The organism is Nonomuraea sp. NPDC005501 (assembly GCF_040605905.1).
Lineage (GTDB): Bacteria > Actinomycetota > Actinomycetes > Streptosporangiales > Streptosporangiaceae > Nonomuraea.
Map to the genome: position 1 here is coordinate 24,436 of NZ_JBEXDT010000047.1, position 20,690 is coordinate 45,125.

General features: G+C 69.2%; 21 protein-coding genes and 2 tRNA genes. 12 read left to right on the forward strand and 11 right to left on the reverse strand.

What is annotated here, in order from left to right; all coding sequences use genetic code 11:
* Nucleotides 1-63 precede the first annotated feature (63 nt).
* From ABZS51_RS22655 to ABZS51_RS22680, 6 genes are all read left to right on the forward strand, one after another.
* Entirely contained in the window at nucleotides 64-921 is an 858-nt protein-coding gene (locus tag ABZS51_RS22655; protein WP_355444258.1) for a hypothetical protein, read from the forward strand.
* The gene (locus ABZS51_RS22660) at nucleotides 878-1,378 is read left to right on the forward strand and encodes a hypothetical protein (protein ID WP_355444261.1); all 501 of its coding nucleotides are present in this window, start codon (nucleotides 878-880) and stop codon (nucleotides 1,376-1,378) included. The genes ABZS51_RS22655 and ABZS51_RS22660 overlap by 44 nt, the downstream gene beginning before the upstream one ends.
* Nucleotides 1,375-2,994, forward strand: a complete 1,620-nt coding sequence (locus ABZS51_RS22665) for a hypothetical protein (RefSeq protein WP_355444264.1) — start codon at nucleotides 1,375-1,377, stop codon at nucleotides 2,992-2,994. The genes ABZS51_RS22660 and ABZS51_RS22665 overlap by 4 nt, the downstream gene beginning before the upstream one ends.
* Nucleotides 2,995-3,447: 453 nt before the next feature.
* Nucleotides 3,448-3,708, forward strand: a complete 261-nt coding sequence (locus ABZS51_RS22670; protein ID WP_355444267.1) for a hypothetical protein — start codon at nucleotides 3,448-3,450, stop codon at nucleotides 3,706-3,708.
* A 260-nt stretch (nucleotides 3,709-3,968) separates the two neighbouring features.
* The gene (locus tag ABZS51_RS22675; RefSeq protein ID WP_355444270.1) at nucleotides 3,969-5,393 is read left to right on the forward strand and encodes a serine hydrolase domain-containing protein; all 1,425 of its coding nucleotides are present in this window, start codon (nucleotides 3,969-3,971) and stop codon (nucleotides 5,391-5,393) included.
* A 360-nt stretch (nucleotides 5,394-5,753) separates the two neighbouring features.
* Complete coding sequence (locus tag ABZS51_RS22680) at nucleotides 5,754-6,332, forward strand: PASTA domain-containing protein (protein WP_355444375.1); 579 nt, start codon at nucleotides 5,754-5,756, stop codon at nucleotides 6,330-6,332.
* A gap of 65 nt (nucleotides 6,333-6,397) precedes the next feature.
* Here ABZS51_RS22680 and ABZS51_RS22685 read toward each other — a convergent pair whose 3' ends face one another.
* The gene (locus tag ABZS51_RS22685) at nucleotides 6,398-9,154 is read right to left on the reverse strand and encodes a LuxR C-terminal-related transcriptional regulator (protein ID WP_355444273.1); all 2,757 of its coding nucleotides are present in this window, start codon (nucleotides 9,152-9,154) and stop codon (nucleotides 6,398-6,400) included.
* A gap of 134 nt (nucleotides 9,155-9,288) precedes the next feature.
* On the opposite strand from ABZS51_RS22685, the gene ABZS51_RS22690 reads away from it, so the two are divergent.
* Complete coding sequence (locus ABZS51_RS22690; RefSeq protein ID WP_355444276.1) at nucleotides 9,289-10,074, forward strand: alpha/beta hydrolase; 786 nt, start codon at nucleotides 9,289-9,291, stop codon at nucleotides 10,072-10,074.
* 57 nt (nucleotides 10,075-10,131) lie between these two features.
* Nucleotides 10,132-10,809, forward strand: coding sequence for a hypothetical protein (locus ABZS51_RS22695; RefSeq protein ID WP_355444279.1), 678 nt, complete (start codon nucleotides 10,132-10,134; stop codon nucleotides 10,807-10,809).
* 84 nt (nucleotides 10,810-10,893) lie between these two features.
* On the opposite strand, the gene ABZS51_RS22700 is transcribed toward ABZS51_RS22695, so the two are convergent.
* The 3 genes from ABZS51_RS22700 to ABZS51_RS22710 all read right to left on the reverse strand — a co-directional run bounded on the left by ABZS51_RS22700 (nucleotide 10,894) and on the right by ABZS51_RS22710 (nucleotide 12,762).
* Nucleotides 10,894-11,628 carry a hypothetical protein gene (locus ABZS51_RS22700; protein ID WP_355444282.1) on the reverse strand — a complete coding sequence of 245 codons (735 nt, stop codon included), beginning with the start codon at nucleotides 11,626-11,628 and terminating at the stop codon, nucleotides 10,894-10,896.
* 115 nt (nucleotides 11,629-11,743) lie between these two features.
* Entirely contained in the window at nucleotides 11,744-12,277 is a 534-nt protein-coding gene (locus ABZS51_RS22705; RefSeq protein WP_355444285.1) for a flavoprotein, read from the reverse strand.
* Nucleotides 12,278-12,345: 68 nt separating this feature from the next.
* Complete coding sequence (locus tag ABZS51_RS22710; RefSeq protein ID WP_355444378.1) at nucleotides 12,346-12,762, reverse strand: GNAT family N-acetyltransferase; 417 nt, start codon at nucleotides 12,760-12,762, stop codon at nucleotides 12,346-12,348.
* A 254-nt stretch (nucleotides 12,763-13,016) separates the two neighbouring features.
* Between ABZS51_RS22710 and ABZS51_RS22715 the strand changes: the two genes are divergently transcribed.
* Entirely contained in the window at nucleotides 13,017-13,679 is a 663-nt protein-coding gene (locus tag ABZS51_RS22715) for a hypothetical protein (protein WP_355444288.1), read from the forward strand.
* Nucleotides 13,680-13,732: 53 nt separating this feature from the next.
* On the opposite strand, the gene ABZS51_RS22720 is transcribed toward ABZS51_RS22715, so the two are convergent.
* From ABZS51_RS22720 to ABZS51_RS22740, 5 genes are all read right to left on the reverse strand, one after another.
* A complete protein-coding gene (locus tag ABZS51_RS22720; RefSeq protein ID WP_355444381.1) occupies nucleotides 13,733-14,296 on the reverse strand; it encodes a hypothetical protein in 564 nt (187 codons plus the stop codon).
* Nucleotides 14,238-15,200, reverse strand: coding sequence for an inositol monophosphatase family protein (locus ABZS51_RS22725; protein ID WP_355444291.1), 963 nt, complete (start codon nucleotides 15,198-15,200; stop codon nucleotides 14,238-14,240). Before ABZS51_RS22725 ends, ABZS51_RS22720 begins: the two co-directional genes overlap by 59 nt.
* Nucleotides 15,201-15,282: 82 nt before the next feature.
* The gene (locus ABZS51_RS22730; protein ID WP_355444294.1) at nucleotides 15,283-15,417 is read right to left on the reverse strand and encodes a hypothetical protein; all 135 of its coding nucleotides are present in this window, start codon (nucleotides 15,415-15,417) and stop codon (nucleotides 15,283-15,285) included.
* Between the two features lie 86 nt (nucleotides 15,418-15,503).
* A tRNA-Lys gene (locus ABZS51_RS22735) sits at nucleotides 15,504-15,579 on the reverse strand.
* A 101-nt stretch (nucleotides 15,580-15,680) separates the two neighbouring features.
* Nucleotides 15,681-16,835 (reverse strand): acyl-CoA dehydrogenase family protein, encoded by a 1,155-nt coding sequence (locus ABZS51_RS22740; protein ID WP_355444297.1) that lies wholly within the window; start codon nucleotides 16,833-16,835, stop codon nucleotides 15,681-15,683.
* Nucleotides 16,836-16,939: 104 nt separating this feature from the next.
* On the opposite strand from ABZS51_RS22740, the gene ABZS51_RS22745 reads away from it, so the two are divergent.
* A complete protein-coding gene (locus ABZS51_RS22745) occupies nucleotides 16,940-17,248 on the forward strand; it encodes a PspC domain-containing protein (protein WP_310716010.1) in 309 nt (102 codons plus the stop codon).
* Here ABZS51_RS22745 and ABZS51_RS22750 read toward each other — a convergent pair whose 3' ends face one another.
* Complete coding sequence (locus ABZS51_RS22750; RefSeq protein ID WP_355444301.1) at nucleotides 17,249-18,532, reverse strand: MFS transporter; 1,284 nt, start codon at nucleotides 18,530-18,532, stop codon at nucleotides 17,249-17,251.
* Nucleotides 18,533-18,642: 110 nt separating this feature from the next.
* Entirely contained in the window at nucleotides 18,643-18,984 is a 342-nt protein-coding gene (locus tag ABZS51_RS22755; RefSeq protein ID WP_355444304.1) for a metallopeptidase family protein, read from the reverse strand.
* Between the two features lie 96 nt (nucleotides 18,985-19,080).
* Here ABZS51_RS22755 and ABZS51_RS22760 point away from each other — a divergent pair, with 96 nt between their 5' ends.
* Together ABZS51_RS22760 and ABZS51_RS22765 are read left to right on the forward strand one after the other, a co-directional pair.
* Nucleotides 19,081-20,586 carry a metallophosphoesterase gene (locus ABZS51_RS22760; protein ID WP_355444307.1) on the forward strand — a complete coding sequence of 502 codons (1,506 nt, stop codon included), beginning with the start codon at nucleotides 19,081-19,083 and terminating at the stop codon, nucleotides 20,584-20,586.
* Nucleotides 20,587-20,659, forward strand: a tRNA-Glu gene (locus tag ABZS51_RS22765).
* Nucleotides 20,660-20,690 lie beyond the last annotated feature (31 nt).

Here is a 20,690-nt window from a genome sequence, read left to right on the forward strand (position 1 = left end):
TGTCCCTTGCAGGCGTCACCAGTTGCGGGGAGAATCACGGCGGGGCGTCCTGACGGAGACACGATGACGGACTGGTTGACGCGCTCGTTCCAGCAGTACTCCGTTCTCTGGATCCTGCTCTCGTCCCTCATGGGTGGGATCATCGGCGCAGGAGTGAAGTTCTTCTTCGAGGATTTGCTGCGTCCCTTCTTCGGGGCGAGACGTGCGACAAGCGTCACGGTCCGGAAATATACGACGCCACTGGTCCGCTCCGCCGAGTCGCTGGAGCGCCGCATCAACAACTTCGTTCGGAATATCGGCGAGGATTGGTATGAATCATCGCCGTATTACCGGTCGAGCAGCATATATACTTTCGCGAATTTCTTGGCGTGGGTGCGGAGCATCGAGGAGGAGTTCGGCTTCCTGCCGTACGAGTCCTCCCGCTTCGGGAAACGGTTCAACCGGCGGCTCTACGGTCCCTTCAAGGCGTTGTCCAGCTTTTCCTACTTCGGCTGGTCGAAAGACCCGGCTGCGGTGGATGCCTCGCAGCTTCCCCGGCTGATGCTGTCGGCCATGGGCGAGGTCGCGCTGGACCAGGAAGGGAAGGCGCCTCTCAGCTTCTCCTCGTTCGCCGTGGCGCACGAACGCGACGCCCAGCTCCGCCGCTGGTTCGCCGATCTGGACGCGTTCCTGCAGCACGCCGCCCAGGGGGACCCCTACGTCGTCGACCGTCTCATCGCCGCCGGCGCCAACCTGCGCGCGCTCATCACGTTCCTCGACCCCGGCGGCGCCCTCGTGCCCCGGCGCCGGATCTCCAACCTGGAGCTGGTTCCGCATGCCGAGGTCGCCGACCAGCTCCGCACGGACTTTCCCGAACTCCTACCCAAGGCGGCCCGGAGTGGCATCTCACGATCTGACAGAGCTGGTCCGGTGGATCAGTGACCTCATCGGCGACGCCCCGCTGGGCGCGCCGATGGTGATGGAACGCCCCGGAGGTGTCCAGACCATCCTGATCCAGGGCAGACATGGCCTCTACGAACTCGTTGAGCACCCCGACGGCCCGATCGCGCTGCACATCGACGCAGGCACCCGCCGCCCGCTCGGCACCTACAACTTCGTGGCGTCCGGCCCTGACCAGGCGGCGGCGGGGTTGATCACCCAGATCGTCGAGGGTCTGGAACCGCTCGACTTCCAGGTCGGCTATCTGGTGTTCGACGAGCGGGGCGTCAACTGGAAGAGATACGTCAGCCCTGCCGGCCACGTGCTCTTCAAGTCCAAGCGCGTGCCCGCCGGGTACGTCAAGGCCGAGATCATCCTGGACGGCCTCGTCGTCGGCCTGCGCCACCATGCGGACGGCCGGGTCGACCAGGTCCAGGAGCTCGCCGCGAGCCGGCTTTGAGCTTCACCGTCCGGCTCGAGGACCACACTGCGCGCCAGGTCGGTGAGCTGGTCGCGGAGGTCTGGCCCCGTACGGCGGCGCACGAGGCCGAGCTGCTGCGCCGTGTGAACGTCGGCGGCGAGCCCGGGCGGGTCCTGGACAGTGCGGACGCCTGCGCCCACCTGGCCGGCCTGATCGGAGCCCTCGAACGGGCCGGCACCGAGATCAGCCAGTCGCTCTCGCCGGCGCAGTGGCTGTTCCTGCTGCGTCGCCTGCCGTATGAGTATCTGTCCGGAAGGCACCCCACCACCGGACCGGTACGGCACGCGGCGGCCGAGGTGTTGAGCGCTCGCTCCACCGCCTCGGCGGCTCCTGTGCGGGGGGAGGGCGGTCTGCGCTTCGAGATGACCCCCGCCACGGTCCACGCCCTGACCAGCCTGGTCGTCACGGCCTCCGCCGCGGTCACCTACCAGGCCATGTACCGGGCGTGCGCGAAAGGCGCCACTCTCAGATTGTCGGTCGACGGCCGGCACGTCCTCAGGTACGACGACGCCACCGCCCGCGCGGTCGAGCTCTACGACCGGCGGATCAGCGATCCCGCGGACGACCTGTTCACACCGACGGGAGCACGCCTGGTCGTGCGGGCCGAAGACGTGGCGGAAGCGGGCACCGTCATGGGCGCGGTCAGGATGCGCTCGTCCGCGACGGTGGAGGTCGACGCGGACCTGCTGCGCCCGGTCCTCGATCTGCCGCCGATCGTCGACACGGTCTCCATCGACACCGCGTACGGCGTCGCCTGCTTCCAGCAGGGCACCCTGCGCGCGTTCCAGGAGCTCACCCCCGCCGGCGAGCCCTGGTGGGGTGCCGAGCTGTCCGCGGTGCTGGCCTGCATGCGTGCCGCGATGGTCTCGCTCGACAGCCTGGTCTCCGTGCTGCAGCGCGGCTACGCCCTGTACGACCACGAGAGCTTCACCGCCGCCTTCCACGAGGCGGACCCTGACGCCTCCTGGGAGGCGCTGCTCGACCTGCGCGGGTCGTTCTGGCCGCTCATCCCGGGCCCGGTGATCCGCCTGGTTCCGGACGGCCTCTACGTGGACCTGCTCGCAGCCACCGCCCACCTGCGTCACCTGACCACCGTGGCCCGCCGCGGCGGCGGCCGCCTGGTCAATCTGCGCGCCAGTCACTTCGAACGCGACGTCCAGGAGGTCATCGACGCCTCGGCCTGGCGGCCGGGTGATCGTCTGCGCGCGCTCCGCGGGCGGGCGTTGCGCGTCGGCGGGCGTACGGTGACCGACCTGGACGCGGTCGGCGAACGCGACGGCGTGCTGCTGGCGGTGTCGGCCAAGAGCGTTCCCTACAGTCCGGAGTACGACTCCGGCGAGCATGCCGTCATCCGGAACCTGGCCGCCCGCTGCGACTCCTTCGTGGCCGAGTGGGAGTCGCGCCTCGGCACCCTGATCGCCCACCGAAGCGGAGACAACTATGACTTCTCCGGGTATGGCGGAATCCTCGGTCTGGTGTGCCTGCCCTTCGTCCCCTACTGCCACCTCGGCCCGGCCACCGCGGAGGTCAGGCCTGGCCTCCGCGCGGTCTCCTCCGTCGCCGAACTGGCCGGCTGGCTGAACGATGATCTATGACCTGTCGGTTCGGAAAGATCAGCAGGAGACATGGACCGAGCTCGGCTGCTCGGCCACGATGAGGGCATGACGAAGAGCGGATCGGCGCAGCCTTCCAGGGCGGGCGGAGGAGCGGGCTTGCGCCTGGACTGGACGGCAGTGAGCGCTCTGGCCGCTGCGGTCGCCGCCGTGGTCGCGCTCGTCGCCTACCTGATGCCGCCGACCCCGACCCCGACCCCGACCCCGCCTCTGCCGACCCCGCCTTCGTCGACCCGGTCCGACCCGGTGGTCCCCACCCCGGCCGAGCAGTCATCGTCGCCGGATCGGGTCACCACCCGGCCCGCACCGCCGACCCCGAGCCCGTCACCTGAGTCCCGCAGGCCCCGGCGACCAAAGCCGAGCCCCGAGCGAGCGGATCCGGTCTCCCCCACACCGCTGGCAGCGGTCCGTCCCGGCGGCTGCGATGAGGCGGCGGTGGCGCTGACCGCGTACGTGCGCAACGCCGGGACCGTCCGCAGCAGCCAGGCGGCCGCGGCTCAGCAGGCGTACAGCGACCTGATGGGCGCGGTCCTCGACGCGCAGGGAGTGGTGGGGGCGAAGATCAGCCGGTTGGCGGCCGAATTCCGGGAGCTGAACTTCCGCTTGACCGGCATGACCGGCGGCGATCCCAACCAGGTGATCGCGGATATCAATACAGACGTCGCGGAGCTCAACAGGTTGTGCGGATCCACCTGACCTGACGTCGCGTCCCAGCCCGGCTGGCACGCGACGTGGGAACTCGGCGTGCTACGCAGCCCGGACCCCTGATACCTGACGAAAGTCAGGGTGAGGTCCCGCCGATCGTACGCTGTGCGGCGCCCCCGCCGACTTCTAACGTTCGTTTCTCAGCGGACGAAGAGCTCGGGAGAAACTCGATGAGGATACGCAGGATCGCGGCGATTGCCGTACTTACCGGTGTGTCACTGGCGGCAGGGGTGACGGCGGCGAGTGCCTCGATGACTGCGCCGAAGACCGGCGAGCTGAGTGCGAGCACGGTCGATGCCTACATGCGTGACTACGTCACACGGACCCGGCTGCCCGGTGCCCTGGTCGCGGTCACCAAGAATGATCAGGTCGTACATGTCGCGGGTTACGGCCACACGGCCGACGGCGAGGCGATCACCAAGGACACGCCGATGCCGCTCGCCTCGATCTCCAAGTCGTTCACGGCACTGGCGGTGCTGCACCTCGCCGACCAGCGCAAGATCAGGCTGGACGCCCCGGTTAGGACGTACCTGCCGGAATTCACCATGGCCGACGCCCGCGCTGAGAAGATCACTGTGCGGCAGTTGCTCCAGCAGACCTCCGGGATGAGCGATCAGACCTTCCCCGAGCTGACGCTGCCCGCGCCGGACACCCTCAAGGACGCCGTCGCGATGCTGCGCACCGCCCCGCTCGCCACCGATCCGGGCACGAAGATGGCCTACCACAACCCCAACTATGCCGTCGCGGCCCGGCTGGTCGAGGTGGTGGCCGGCGTGCCGTTCGCCGACTACATGGCCGCCACCGTGTTCCGTCCGCTCGGCATGACGTCCACCAGGACCGTGAACACCACCAGAGACCTTCCCGGCGAGGGCGCCGGTTACATCCGCGCCTACGGCCGCCTCATAGAGCGCTCCCATCCGAAATGGTTCCTCAATGGCTCTTTCGGCGTCGTCAGCACCGCCGGCGATCTGGCTGAATGGCTGATCACGCAGAACGGTGCCGGCGGCGTCTTCCCCGAGAAGACCGTGAAGACCGCCCAGACCGCGTCCGGTGTGGGCGGCAGCACCTATGGCATGGGATGGCAGAGCGGGAGGACCGCCGGTGGAGCGCCGCAACTCCGGCACACCGGCTGGCTGCTCACCCACAACTCCGCGCAGACCCTCCTGCCCGCCACCGGATATGGCATCGCCGTCGTCACCAACACTGGAATGATCTCCGGTGACGACGCGCTCCTCATCACCGACGGCCTGATCGACATCATCGAGGGCCGCCCCGACGCCGGAGCCGCGCCCTTCACCACGGCCGCGGACCCCTGGCTGGGCGGCCTGACCCTGCTCAACCTCGGACTCGGCTTCCTGGGGGCCTACCGTGCCCGCAGTTGGGCCCGCCGCCGAGCGGGCCGCCCCATGTGGCGCCTCGCCGTACGGATGGTCCCCTACGCGCTGCCGATCGCGCTCTTCGTCGGCCTGGCCGACCTGATCGGCCTCTTGATGAACAGGGTGGGCACGCTGGACCAGATCACCTACGTCTGGCTCGCGCTCTACATCTGGGCCGCCACAGCCGCGCTGGCCGCCGCCGCCGTCATCGTTTCCCGTTCGATCCACACTGTCCGCGCCCGTCGCGCTCATGTACGAACCAGCGTAGGAGTCGGCCCGCACTTCAGCGTCCGAGCGTGAACTCAACAAATCCTCAGCGGATTTCCAACAACCCTCATACATCCTTCGTTCATCGACGGAGGCGAAGGAGCGAGAGATGATGCGGGGCTGGATGATCGCGGGTGTGGCGGCCGGGCTGCTGATGGGTCCGTGCCTGCCTGAAGTCCAGCAACCGTTGGACGTGCACCAAGTGGTCCAACATCGCCTAGCCGATCGCGACTGCAGAGGTAGTCGTCGCCCTCACACACTGATACCGAACGATCGCCGATGCGTTGCCCTGCGACGCGAAGATGACCATGATCGTCGTGTCATGTCCGATCACGCTCGGGGAGCGAAAGCGCAATGGTGGGGATCAGGCTCCGTGTTCTCGGTCTGTTGACGGTGTCCGTGCTCGGGCTGACGGCCTGCTCGGGCGGGGGCGAGGACAACGCCGCCACCGGAGCGACCGGTGGGAGCAGCACAGAATCGCAACGTCCGTCACCTGCGCTGCCCTCTTTCAAGGGAAAGACGCTCGACGCCATCAGTGACGAGTTCCGACGCTCCTGGCCTGCCTATACCACCGCGTACCGGGCCCTGCCGGACGGTCATCTGTTCGACGGTGAGTCCTACTCCGGTACCTGGATCGTCTGCACGCAGGTCGAGGACTCGTCGGCGAAGAAGGTGGAGTTCGGTTTCCTGCCCCCGCAGGTGCCCTGCCCGCCCGACGGCCGCGTCACCCGCTGGGCCGTCGTGCCGAACTACGTCGGCAAGACCGGCCACGAGGCGGAACAGGCCGCCTTGCAGCTCGGCTTCCCGTACGTCAGCAGCGAGCCCCTCGTGATCGAGGGATACGACGACAATGCGCACCTCGAACGCACCGTCTGCACCCAGGACCCGCCCGCCGGGCAGAGCATGCGCGAGCACTACGGCACGTCGCTGAGCCTGCGAGTCGCCGACAGCAGGGGGTCCTGCACCCCGTAGTCGCGGGCGTCCCGCCGCGCATCCGCGTCCAGCCCGTGTGCGCTCGACGGGGTGTCGGAGGTCGCCTACTGAGGTGGTCTCAGAGCGTCCAGGGCGGCCCGGCCCTCTTCGGCGCGATGCGGGATCAGCAGGAGGGTATGGGCTCGTTCCAGCCGGGCGCCGATGCCCTCCCACTGGGCGACCGAGGCCGCCAGCGCGTCCTGGTCCGCGTGGAGCCTGCCGCCGGCGCGAGCGAGGCACGCGGAGGCCCAGTAGTTCTCACCGGCTGTCAGGAGCGCGGCCGCAAGCCGTTCCGGGGCGTCGGGCAGCCCGGCGACGACGGCGAGCTCGGCTCCCGCCGCCTGCGCGTACGCCTCATAACGTCCCATGGAGAACGTACCGAAAGCCCGCTCCACCAGGACGGCGGCGTCGCTCAGGTCGCCGGAGTGCAACGCGGCCCGCGCATCGACGAACGCCCCGAAGGAGGTCAGCCGGGCATGCCCGACCCGCGCATGGTCCACCACCACGCCGGCTCTGTGGCGCCAGAGCCGAAAACGGACCCGGTCGTCGAGAAGTCCGTGGGCGAGCGCGACAGCCGACACCGAAGGCAGCAGCCATCCGGCCGGGGGGCGGCCGGCTCGTTCCCAGCCCTCCCACATCCGTTCGCCGTAGCGCAGGGCCGGCCCGAGGTCTCCGGTGAGGACGAGCGCGGGGATCAGCCTGCTGGCCGAGATGTACGGGTGGTCGCCGACGAGGTCGTCGGCCACCATGAGCCGACCGGCAGTGATCGCCGCGGGCAGATCTCCCGCGACGATCGCGTCAGTGCAGGCCACGTGAAGGGTGTCCACGATCTCGATGGCCGAACGCGGGTCGTCGCGGTCCATCTCCGACAGCAGGGCCAGCCGCTCCTCGGTGTACCCCCGGGCTTCGCGATGCCGACCGGCCCGTACGGCCGCGGTCGTCACCGCGTCGAGCCCCGCGCTGATGAGCACGGCGTCGCCCGTCGCCCGCGCGACGGCGAGTGCCCTGGCGGCCAGGGTCGGATCCGGGTCGAAGGCGGCCGGCCGCTCGGTCCAGGCTGCCGCCGCGGCGAGGGCCGCCGCCACGATCGGGTCGCCGGGGTCTCCGGCCTCGGCGGCCTCCGTGAGATGACGGCGAAGCCGCTCGCCGGGAATGCCTTCGGAGAAGGAGGCGAGAAACCTCGCTGCCGTCTCCACCGCACGGGCCAGGGCCACCGCGCGGCCGTTCCTGTCGCCTGCGGCGTGGGCCTGTGCCGCTGAGGCGAGCAGCAGGTCGAACACGTACTGCCCGGAGATGTTGTCCAGGGAGCAGTCGGCCGCGCTACGCAGGTCCTTGGCCGCTTCGGCGGGACCGGGCGCCCGTTCCGCTGCCTGCAGGTAGTGGCCCTGGGCCTCCGCCAGGAACCGGCGGGCGAAGGTGAGGTGACCCAGCGAGCGGGCCAGATGGTGCCCCGCCCCGCCCGGTCCAGGCGGTGCGGCGGCCAGCGCCGCACGGAGATCGTCCGCGACCCCGTCGAACTCCCGCCGCCAGACCTCGATCGGCGCCGCTGCCCTGGCCCCGCACTGTCTGGCGGCGATCAGCCGCTCCTCTATCGCTGTCGCGGTGCCGGCGGCCCACAGCAGATGGAGTTCCCGAGCCTCGTCGTACTCACCGGCGCCACGTAACCGATCCTCGGCGAAGGCCCTGACGGTCTGCAGGAGCCGCCATCGGCTCGCCGTCCCCGGGGCGCGTACGACGAGACTCTTGTCGACGAGTCGCCCCAGCACATCGCTCACGGCGCCGGGCCGGCGGCCGGCGGTGAGCGCCGTCGCGGCGGCCAGGTCGAAGCCGCCGCAGAACATCGACAGTCGCCGGAACAGCGCCTGCTCCTCCTCGTCGAGCAGGTCGTGACTCCATTCGAGCACCGCGCGCAGCGACCGATGCCGCTGGTCGGCTGCCCGTCCCCCGGTGAGCAGCCTCAGAGTGTCGTCGAGCGCGACCAGCAGTCCGGCAAGCCCCAGGGAGGCGCTGCGGGCCGCGGCGAGCTCGATGGCGAGGGGAATGCCGTCGAGCCGGGCGCAGATCTCCGTCAGCAGGGCCGGGTCGGCGTCGAACTCCGGATCGGCCGCGGTGGCACGGTCGAGGAACAGCGCCTCCGCGTCGGAGGACAGAGGCAGCGGGCCGATCGGCACGGTACGTTCGCCGGGCACGCCGAGGCGCTCGCGGCTCGTCACCAGGATCCGGGTGCCCGGACAGGCTGCCAGCATTCGCTCCGCGAAACCGGCTGCGGTGTCCAGCACGTGCTCGCAGTTGTCGAGGACGAGCAGCGCCCGATCGCGGCGAAGCCGTTCCATGACGGCATCCTCCAACGGCTGCCTGGCGCGCTCGCTGACCCCGAGCACCTTGGCCGCCGCCTGCGTCACGAACCCATCCCGTACGGGAACCAGATCCACGAACGCCCCGCCCGCCGGGTACGAGGAGCAGATCTCCGCCGCGAGGCGGCTCTTGCCCGCGCCGCCCGGACCCAGCAGGGTGACCAGCCGGGAGGCGCCGAACGCCGCCAGGATCGCCTCGTGCTCCCGCTCGCGCCCGACGAACGAGGTCATCGGGGTGGGAATCCCCGCCTGCGGCGCGTCCGGGATGTCGCGGTCCACACCCGCCTGCGGCACCTGCCGGGCCAGCTCCTGCCGGTCGGCCACGCCGTACTTGCGCAGCAGCGAGGCGACGTGGCTCTCGACCGTGCGGACGGAGATGTGCAGCCTGTTCGCGATCTGCGCGTTCGACAGCCGCTCCGCGACCGCCGCCAGCACCTCGGCCTCGCGCTGGGACACCTTTGCGATCATGCGGACATCATCACGTACGTGCGGGCGCGATGGATCTCTCAGTGGTGAATCGGTGGAGAGCACGGATGCGGGACCAGGGCCGCGGGGAGCACTCTGATCATGTAACCGACAAGCACGAACACGAGGGAGCCGACATGAACAAGGTCATCTCGCAGGACGGCACGGCGATCGCCTACGACCGGATCGGGCAGGGCCCGGCGGTGATCCTCATCGGCGCCGGTCCCAATGACCGGTCGGCGACCGCGCCCCTGGCCGAACTGCTGGCCAAGGACCTGACCGTCTACAACTACGACCGGCGCGGCCGTGGCGACAGCGGCGACACCGCCCCCTACGCGGTGGACCGCGAGTTCGAGGACATCGAGGCGATCATCACCGCGGCGGGCGGTTCGGCACACCTGTACGGCACCTCCGGCGGCGCAATCATCGCCCTGGAGGCCGCCGCCCGCGGGCTCGCCGTCGACAGGCTGGCGGTGTGGGAGGTCCCCTACATCCTGCCCGGCACCCGTACGCCGGTGCCGGCCGACTACCGGGAGCAGCTCGTGGCCCTGCTGGCCGAGGGCCGCAGGGGCGACATGTGCGAGCTGTTCCTCACCGCCGCGGTCGGCATTCCGGCCGAGTACGTGGCCCCGATGCGCGACTTCCCGGGCTGGCCGGCGATGGAGGCCGTGGCCCACACGCTCATCTACGACGCCACCATCACCGGCGACTTCTCCCTGCCCGCCGACCGGCTGACCGGCGTCACGGCGCCCACTCTGGTGATCGACGGCGAGACGATCCCGTGGATCAGCAGCACGGCGCAGGCCGTGGCCGATCTGCTGCCGGACGTACGGCGAGCCACCCTCACCGGTCAGCCCCACAACGTGGACCCCGAGGCCATCGCCCCCGTGCTCGCCGCGTTCTTCACCGAGGCCACGGCATGACCACGATCGTCGAGCAGCCGTTCGCGTCGGCGTTCGGCGCACCTCAGGCCGGCAGCGATGGCTGAACTGATCGATCTCGTGTACACCACCGCCGGCGGCATCGTGGGCGCCTCGGTGACCACGTACCGGTCGCGTAACCATGAGCGGCGCCACCTGCGCGCCGACGTGCAGCAGCGGCTCCAACGCGTCGCCGCGGTACGGGCCGGTGTCCGCGACATCGCACCGAGGGGGGCCAGGGACGGGCGACGGATCCGGTACGTGGCCGGCGAACGCCTGCCGGCCTCGGAGCACTTCAGGCTGTCGGTGCTCCTTGAGGACGGCATGGACGCCGAACGCGCGCTGCGCGAAGCGCTCGATGGCCTCGTCGTGAGCGCGTTGTCCGCCGGTGTGCCGCGCAGAGTCCTGGATTTCGCGGGCGGCGGTGAGGAACAGGCGCTCCAGTGCGAGGTCTTACGCCTCATCGACTTCCGCCTCGGCGGCGTCCTGGATGAGGCGGACCTCGACGCGCTCACCGCTGCCGGCGATGACTACCGGGAGGTGACCACCCAGCTCCTCCTCCAGGCGCTCTGGCACCCGTGGCGGAGCCGGCTGCGCATGCGTGCCCGTCTCCGCGCCCTCCGCGCACAGGCCAAGGCCCTGCACCGACGTCAACAGGCTGCCCTGACCATCCTGGCCAGGCCCGAACACACGCTCGCTCTCGACCAGGCTCTCGCCCTCGACCCTGGTCAGGCTTGAGTCGCGTGAGGGCGGGGACCCCTTCGCCGTGCCGGCTTCGCGGGAATGACGGCCCTCGTGACCCCGGTGGGCGGCCACGGGGCATCAGGGCGCTTCGGGCGTCACCTCCGAGGGTGATCGGGTCCCGTCGCGGTCTGCCTCATGATCTTCCGGTGGTGGCAGGTAGGGACGGAAGTGGTCGGCGACGAGGTCGGCGACAGCGGTGGCGTCGCGGGTCCCATCGACCTCGATCACGCGGATGCCCAGGCGCCGGGCGGTGCGGACGGCGTCGTCGGCGATGAGGCGGTCTCGTTCGAGCCGGTTGCGTTGGGCCCGGGCGGGGTCGCTGACGTTGTGCCCGAGGGTCGCGGCCCGGGTGAGGGTGCGTAGTTGCCGGTCACGGAATTCTTCGGTGGGCACCATGACGACCATCTGCCGGGGCGAGCCGGCGACGGGTACGACCAGCTCGGGGCGCAGTCCCCAGCCTTCGGCGACGATGGGGCGTCCGGCGACCAGAGCACGCAGGTCGTCCAGAACCCATGCGAACCGGACGGGGAAGCCGGCCAGCGTTTCGGCGGCCATCTCCTGCGGGGTGGTGTTCACCCAGGTGACATCGGGGTCAGGGTCCTCAGGAGACTGGCCGAGCCGGAGACGGCGAGTGATCCGGCGATCGTTGTGGCCACGGGCGTCGTGGTAGTCGTAGTGATAGGCGGTCAGTCCGTATCGCTGGGCCAGCAGCCGGGCCACGGTGGACTTGCCGGCCCACTGCCCTCCGCCGATCCACAGCACCCGGCCGAGCGTGCCGAACGGATCCCATACTCGAGCCTCACCTGCGGACACAGGCCTCCCTGTCGGCTGCCGACGGCTGATCGCCTGCCGCCATCTTCTCATCAGGAACCCGTCGTCCTGCGGACACTGCTCGTCGCAGACCGTGATCAACACTGATGACCAAGGATCAAGCCGGCAGGCTCTCCAGAGTCAGTGACCAGGGGTAGCCGTCGATGCGCTCGGCCCCGGAGCTCGGCGGGTGCGGCTCGAACTGGCCGGGGCCGAGCAGGACGCGGACGCCTTCGGCGCGGAGTTGGTCGACGCTGCGCTGGAACGGGCTGCGCGATGCCAGTGCGGTGTTGACGAAGGGCAGGATCACCACCGGGATGCCAAGCCCGGGTGCTTCGGAGAGCAGGCCGAGTGCGTAGGTGTCGGCGGTGCCTTGGGCGAACTTGTTGATGGTGTTGTAGGTGGCTGGGGCGACGATGATGGCGTCGGCTCTGGGGGACTTGGGTTCGTGGGGTTTGCGGTACTGACTGCGGACGGGGCGGCCGGTCTGCTTCTCCAGTTCGGCGACGTCGATGAAGTCGAGTGCCGACGGGGTGGCGATGATCTGGACGGTCCAGCCGGCATCTCGGGCGAGGGTGACGAGGCGGCCGACATCGGGGGCGGGGCCGGCGGCGCAGACGATGATGTAGAGGACCTTGCCGGGTTGGGTCACGCGATGACTCCCTGGTTTGCCGCGTACTCGCGGGCCGGGCGGGATGATCAGGCTCCCACCTCACCCACCTACTGATCTGACCGTCCCCCGTCCCGGACGGACGCCGGCCGCACGGGGACAAGCCGATCGGTGGTGGAACGGTTGTCGGCAAGGCTTCGGACGATGTCGGGACCCCATGTGTACTCGACGACGGGTAGTTCGAATCCTGCGGGGAAGCGTTCCATGAACTCTCTGGTCGGCCGGCCGTCGAGGCGCCGGTAGAAGGTGATGGCGGCGACGTTGTCGCGCAACACCTCCAGGTAGACCGTCTTGTCAGGGTGTCGCTCGGCGACCCACCCAAAGGCGTGGTGGACGAGTTGGCGGCCGATGCCGGACTGCTTGCGTTCCGGCTCGACGTGCAGGTTGTCGAGCAGGATGCGCCCGTCGGTTTCGACGGCGAGACAGGCGAACCCCAGGAGGGCGTCGCCGTCGACGGCGACAAGCAGGCAACAGGTGTGATCCTGCTCCGCGGTGACAGTGGCGAGCCGCGTGCTCGAACCCGGAACCTACGGATTGAGGAAGTCGATTCGATCGCAGGTCAGAAGATCTGACCTGCGGTCGCACTGTCCGTAGACGTCCGCGGGATTCCGCCGTCGTTCATCCCCTTGGCCGTGGCTGTACGGCCAGGGCACTGTCAGCTTGGGAAGACTTCCTCGGCAACCTGCGGTCCTCACCGGAGAGTGCTCGTGATCGTGAAGGGTTGGACAGCACCATGGGCGGAGAAGAAGATCTCGGCATGGGAGCCGACATCCACGGATTCATCGAGTGCCGCACATGGACTCCCGGACTCGATGCCGGGGAGACCGCGTGGTGCGCTGCTATCTCGCTAGGGATGTTGGTGGGGAGAGATTACGCTGCCTTTGATTGTCTCTTCGGCGTTCGCAGCTCAGGTCACTGGCGGCCGGTCGCGGCCGATCGCGGACTTCCTCAGGATGCGTCGGAGAGCACCAGAGCGGGGTTGGCGGAATGGGGAGATGCTGCCTTCGGTGTCACGTGGTTGAACGGGGATGAGGTCGCCGCGATCGACTGGGATGAACCAGCCCTCCATCCGACCAATGTGGCCCAGTATCGACGGCTTCCTGATCAGAGCCTCGAACTCGTATACCGTTCGGTATGGAGCCGCAGATTCGCTCGGGTAAGTGGCGTGAACACCTTGGCTGTTGATCCTGATCAGGTCGCTGTGCTGTGGGACGAAGGCACCGAGTGGAAGGACGGAGACACCGTCTTCCGTGTTGAGCGTGCCACGCGCCGCCATGCCGTACCGCCCGACAGCCTGTGGCACGGGGTATGGACAGTCATGCGCACGCTCGCGCACGTCCACGGAGACGATGCTGTCCGCTTGGTGGCCTGGTTCGAGGAGTAGGCGATCCGGCATGCCGGCGTCGATACCGTGCGGGAGATCTCGCTTGCCTGGGTTCATGCGATAGGCAACACTGCAGCGTGCACTCCGAAGAGCGAGCCGAACAGCTGGTAGACGAGTTGTTGGGCCGTATATACACGGCATTGCGTGACGGCGGCCTCGACGCCGAACCCCTCCTCGAACTTGCCTGCTCGCTGGAGGAATGGGGTATGAGTACTGCGGCGACGCAGGAGATCCTCGAACGTCCCGCTGCCCATCTGACCGCGGCCGACCTGACCCGCCTGGGCGAGAGCCTTCTCCGTGACGCCAACTTCGAGCCGAGCTTCGTCCTCGAACCCCGTCTGTGGGCGACGCTGGAGCATGCGCTGGAGGTCGTGAAGCGCGACGTTCGCGCCGGAGGGATCACCCGTCCGCTTCGCTTGGTCACTCACGACTGGGACAGCAGGGGTCGCGCCTGGGTGGAGTTCCTGGGTGGTTATCACGGCAACGGCATCGACCCCATCGCGGGCAGTAGCGCTCAAGGTGCGCTCGGGGAAGTCGCCGATGCTGTCCAGGAAACGTTCATGGGAATGATTGTGAAAGTGTGGCCTGTCTGCGCCACGCACGATCGTGGCCTGCACGCCGGATACGAACATGGGATGGCCGTTTGGCGGTGCACCGGCGATGGGACGCATACCGTCGCGCCAGTTGGTGAACTGCCTTGATCGCGCCAGCGCATGCATGGGGATGGGCGTGGACGTACGGGCGGACGACCATCACCCGGATCGTCGATCGCCCCCGACCAACAACGAAGGCCGGCCCCCACGTGGCGATCGTAGGGCTGTACTTGTGCGGCGGAGTGGCTCTGAGGTCGGCGATGAGGGTGCGGCTGGCGGCGATGGTGGCTCGGGATGTTGTGGTGTGGGGGCTGCCGTCGAGGTCGACCACAACCGCTCCGGCTCGGCGGGCGATGAGGACGCCTGCGGCGGTGTCCCAGGGGTTGTTGCTGAGCATGATGAGGGCGTCGGTCTTGCCGTGGGCGACCCATGCCAGGTCGATGGCGGCGGAGCCGAACATGCGGATGCGTTGTACCCGGGCGGCGAGTTCTTGGGTGAGGGCGAGACGGGGGCGGTTGCGTTCTTCGGCGTTGGTGCCGACGGCGTAGTCGCCGATGGCGACGATGGCGGCGTCCAGGTCGCGGGTGTCGCCGGCGTGGATCGGTGTGCCGTTGGCGCGGGCGCCTGCCCCCTCAGCCGCTGTGTAGCAGGTCGCCAGGAAGGGGAGGTCGATGACGCCCAGGACGGAAGTGTTGTCCTCGATCAGGCCCAGGGAGACGGCGCACAGAGGGAGGCCGTGCAGGAAGTTGGCGGTGCCGTCGACGGGGTCCAGCGCCCAGAGCAGGCCCTTGCCGGCGTGGCTGAGTCCTTCCTCCTCGCCGAGGAACCCGATCTCGGGGGTCTCCCGGGTCAGGAAGTCTCGGACGGCGTCTTCGACGGCGTAGTCCACTTCGGTGGCCATGTCGCGGTCGCCCTTGGCGGTCACCACGCCGGGGCCCTGGTGCGGATGATGTCGGCGGCGATGGTGGTGGCCTGTTCCGCGATGGGCAGCAGGGAGCGGGCGTCGATGCTCATAGGGGTGTGCTCCGCTCCCACATGTCGGTGAAGACCTGGTCGAAGACGGGGCAGCGGAGGCGCGTGCCTGTCTCCAGCAGGCGCTTGAGCCGGTGGTCGAGCTGGCTCTGGCGGATGCCGTTGAGGGACAAGCCTGCGGCGCTGATCTCCTTGGCGGTGTCGAACAGCTCCGCTGGGATAGGAAGAGGAGAAGGCGGCCCGGCTGCTGAACACGAGCTGGTAGGGCGCCCGGGGCTCGAACCCGGAACCTACGGATTAAAAGTCCGCAGCTCTGCCAATTGAGCTAACGCCCCATGCACAGCAAGGGTACAGAGACTACCGGCCGGTACGCGACGCCGTTCTCGCCCCATCACAGTAGCGGATCGTGCGCTTGCCCAGATCGGGAAGAGGCTTCTCAGCGGAAGGCGTCGAGCCCGGTGAGCGCCTTGCCCAAGGTCAGCAGGTGCACCTCCTGGGTGCCCTCGTAGGTGAGCACGCTCTCCAGGTTGTTCATGTGCCGGATGACCGGATATTCCAGGGTGATCCCGTTGCCGCCCAGCACCGACCGTGCCTGGCGTGCGATGTCGAGGGCCGCGCGGACGTTCGCCAGCTTGCCGAAGCTGATCTGGACGGGCTCCAGGCGTCCCGCGTCCTTGAGCTCTCCCAGGTGGAACGCCGTCAGCGACGCCTGCGTCATGCCCACGTACATCCACGCGAGCTTCTCCTGGGTGAGCTGGAACGACCCGATCGGCTTGTCGAACTGCACACGCGTCTTCGCGTACTCGACCGCCGACTCCAGGCACGCGCGGGCCGCTCCCACGACCCCCCACAGGATGCCGAAGCGGGCCTCCGACAGGCACGAGAGCGGGCCCTTCAGGCCCGTCACACCGGGCAGTACGGCGGAGCCGGGCAGGCGTACGTCGTCGAAGTACAGGGACGAGGTGACCGACGCCCTCAGGGACAGCTTGCGGTGGATCTCAGGGGCGGAGAAGCCCGGCGTGGAGGTCGGGACGACGAAGCCCCGGATGCCCTCGTCGGTCTGCGCCCACACCACGGCGACGTCCGCGACCGAGCCGTTGGTGATCCACATCTTGGAGCCGTTGAGGATCCAGTCGGACCCGTCGCGCTTGGCGTACGTCCGCATGCCGGCCGGGTCGGAGCCGTGGTCGGGCTCGGTCAGGCCGAAGCAGCCGATGGCCTCGCCCGCCGCCATCCGGGGCAGCCACTCCTCCTTCTGCTCGTCGGAGCCGTACCGCCAGATGGGGAACATGGCCAGCGAGCCCTGCACCGACACGAACGACCGCAACCCCGAGTCGCCGGCCTCCAGCTCGCGGCAGGCCACGCCGTACGAGACCGCGTCGGTGCCGGCGCAGCCGTAGCCCTCCAGGTGCATGCCGAGCAGCCCCAGCGAGCCGAGCTCGGGCGCGAGCTCGCGCGCGGGGAACACGCCCTCCTCGAACCAGCCCGCCACGTGCGGCAGGACGCGGTCGGACACGAACGATGCGACCGTGTCGCGGATGAGCCTCTGGTCCCCGTTGAGCCGGTCGTCGACGCGCAGCAGGTCGTCCATGGCGATCCTCTCCTCGCACAAGCGCCTTTATGTAAGGGGCTACCAGGGTTTCTACAGGGGAATTCCCGATGTGCCAAAGAGGGCAGCGGGGGCACGCTTGAGACATGAACGAGAACATCAAGCAGTTGCGCAGGACTCACGACGGCAGGATCATCGCGGGCGTCTGCTCCGGTGTCGGGGAGTACCTCGGCATCGACGCCAACCTGGTCCGCATCGCGCTCGCGGTGGCGACGCTCTTCGGCGGGGTGGGGGTCGGCCTGTACGCGATCGGCTGGCTGCTCATGCCCGAGGCGGGCAGGGACACCTCGATCGTCCAGGACCTGCTGAACAAGCAGCAGGCCAAGTCCACCTGGCAGAGCGGCACGACGACCACCCCGGGCACCTGGGACGACGAGCAGAAGCCCCAGCAGTGATCAGGTGGGCGCCGAGGCTCGCACCCGGCGGGACTCGTCGCCGCGGGACTCGGTCCAGACCATGGCCAGCACGGCCGCGCACGTCACTCCCATGACGCCGGACAGTGCGACCACGAGTTCGGGACCGAGTCTCTCGGCGGCCAGACCGCCCACCAGGATCCCGGCGCCCTGCGCGGCCATCAGCCCCGACTGCGCCAGGCCGAACGCCTGCCCACGCCGCTCGGCCGGCACCCGTTGTACGAACGCGGCGTTGGCCGCGAGCTGGTAGGCCCCGCCCACCCCCGACAGGACCCAGGCCGCCAGCACCACGGCCAGAGGCGGCCGCAACGCGCTGACGACCAGCGGCAGACAGCTCAGCGCCGCCATCCAGCCCATCAACCGGAGGCGTCGCGACGGCGACACGAACCTGCTGAAGAGGAACGCCCCCAGCACCGTGCCCGTCGGCATCGCGGCCATCAGCAGCCCGGTGACCACCGGGACGGGCAGCCCCTCGGGGGCGAGGGCCGCCGCGTACGGCGCGGCCAGCCCCTCCGGCAGCACGTAGAACCCGCACAGCCAGGCGAACATCACCAGCGTACGCAGCCGCTTGTCGCCGAAGACCAGGCGCGCCCCGGCCCTGGTCATCGCCCACATGGACGGCCGGTCCCCCTCGGCGGCCGCCGCCGGCCGCCGCCGCACGCCGGAGACCAGGATCAGCGCCGAGCCGAGGAACGTGGCGGCGTCCAGCGCCAGCGCGCGGTACGGGCCGAGCGTGGCGATCACCGCGCCGCCCGCGGCGAAGCCGAGCATCTGCACGCCCTGATTGGTCATGTTCTGCAGCGCCGTGCCCACGACGTACCGGTCGCCCTCCAGCACCTCGGGCAGCAGCGCCGCCCGCGCGGCCGAGAACGGCGCGCTGAGCAGCACCACCAGGAACACCAGCGCGCACAGCACGGAGAACGGCATGCCGGGCAGCGCCATCACGGCCACCAGGGCCGCGCGCAGCAGGTCGCACGCCACCATGACCCCCCGCCGGGCGAACCGGTCGGCTAGGCCGGCCAGCAGCGGGCCGCCGGCGATCGACGGCAGGTAGGTGAGGGCGTAGACGGCGGCGGTCGCGAGGGGCGAGCCGGTGCGGTCGTAGACGAGGACGGCGAGCGCCACCTGGGCGAGCTGGTCGCCGAGGAGTGACAGGCCCTGGCCGTACCACAGTGCCCGGAACTCGCCGATGGCGATGACCTCGCCGTAGGTGGCTTGGTGCTCTTCAGCACGGCGATGCCGCCCCGGCAGCCGTCGCGTCCGCATGGCCCCCATTGGACTCCGCTGTGCCTGACTCTGAGTATTCAGTACGTCACCTAAGGTGCCTGATCAGGCCCCGTACCGCAAGCAGAAGAGGGCAACCGGCGCCCGGGGGCTCACCAGCCGAGCTCGTGCAGGCGGGCGTCGTCGATGCCGAAGTGGTGGCCCACCTCGTGCACCACCGTGATCCGTACCTCTCGTACGACCTGCTCCTCGGAGTCGCAGATCCGGCAGATCGCATTGCGGTAGATCTCGATGCGGTCGGGAAGAACCGCGGAGTACCAGTCGCCACGTTCGGTAAGGGGAATTCCGGTGTACAGGCCCAGAAGGTTGGGTTGGGGCGGATCGTCCACCACCGTGACGACGACGTTGTTCATGACGCGGGTCAGCTCGGCGGGGATGGTGTCCAGCGCCTCGGCGACCAGCTCCTCGAACGTTTCCCGCGAAATATCGATCACATGTGCCATTCTGCCTCGCGCCGGGGGTAGGCAAGTAAACGTATGAACGTCGCTCGCATCCTTCGGACAGTCATCGCGTCGAAGGCGTCGAGGGTCGTGGCCGCCCTCATGGTCGCGGCCGTCGGCGCCTGGCTCGGCATCTTCCTCAGCGGCACCGTACGGGCCCAGATCGGGCCCGTGGAGACGGGCATGTCGCTGCGTCCCGCGTGGGACGGTGAGACGGTCGTGGACGCGAGCCCGCTGGGCACGCTCACGTTCCACACCCACGACGCCCCGCTACGGCTGCGCATCACGTTGGACAACATCGACCAGGAGCGCGCCAAGGCCCTCATCGAGGACCCGCGCCTGACCGACCGGCTGCCCGGCATCATCGAGCGGGACCTGCTCGACGGCGTGCGCGCGCTGGTCATCCGGTCGCTCCTGTGCGCGGGGGCGGGGGCGCTGGTGGCGGTGCTGCTGGTGTTCAGGCGGCCCAAGGTCGCGCTGCTCAGCCTGCTCGCCGCCGCCGTGGGGCTCGCGGGGACGGGCGCGCTCGCCGCGTACACGTTCCGGCCGGACTCGCTGGTCGAGCCGCGGTACTCGGGCCTGATCGCCGCCGCGCCGTCGCTGGTCGGCAGCGCGGAGTCGATCGTGACGAAGTTCGAGTCGTACCGGTCGCAGCTCACCAAGCTGGTCACGAACGTCTCCAAGCTGTACAACACGGTCTCGACCCTGCCGGTGTACGACGGTGACCCGCGTTCCATCCGCGTCCTGCACATCTCGGACATTCATCTCAATCCGATCGCTTGGAACGTCATCCGGTCCCTGAAGGACCAGTTCGCCGTGGACATGATCATCGACACGGGCGACATCTCGGACCACGGCACCAAGCCCGAGAACAAGTTCGTGGAGGAGATCGGCCGCCTCGGCGTCCCCTACGTCTTCATCCGCGGCAACCACGACTCCATGACCACCCAGAAGGCCGTCGCCAAGCAGAAGAACGCCATCGTCCTGGACGACAGGTCGCAGCAAGTCGGGGGCCTGACCATCTACGGGCTCGGCGACCCCCGCTTCACCCCGGACAAGTCGGTGGCCATCGACTCTGACCCGGCGAAGCTGGAGCAATGGGGACGTGACCACCTCCCCGAGGTCGGCAAGCCGGACCTCGTGGCGGTCCACGACGGCATCATCGGCCGCGGCTTCTCCGGCTCCACCCCCATGGTCCTGGCCGGCCACGCCCACGCCCGCTCCACCACCATGCTGCCCACCGGCACGCGCGTGCTCGTCCAGGGCTCCACCGGCGGCGCCGGCCTGCGCGCCCTCGAACACGCCGAGCCCACCCCCGTCCAGGCGTCGGTCCTGTACTTCGACCGCGAGACCAAGCGTCTGCAGGCGTGGGACGACATCACGCTCGGCGGACTGGGGGAGCAGTCGGTCTACATCCAGCGTCACGTGGAGGAGAACCCTGGACGTATGATTTCTCCAGCGCCAACGAACACCCCGACGCCATCGGGGACCGTGACGGGCACGCAGTCGCCGGCCGCCGGCCCGCCACTTTGGCATCAGGGGCAATCGTCCCCTATGCTTCAGAGGTCTCCGACGGAAGGCGACAGGGAATCCTGAGCCCCCATCGTCTAGCGGCCTAGGACACCGCCCTTTCAAGGCGGCGGCACGGGTTCGAATCCCGTTGGGGGCACCGCGAAGCGCCTGGCGCTACCGGGAAACGG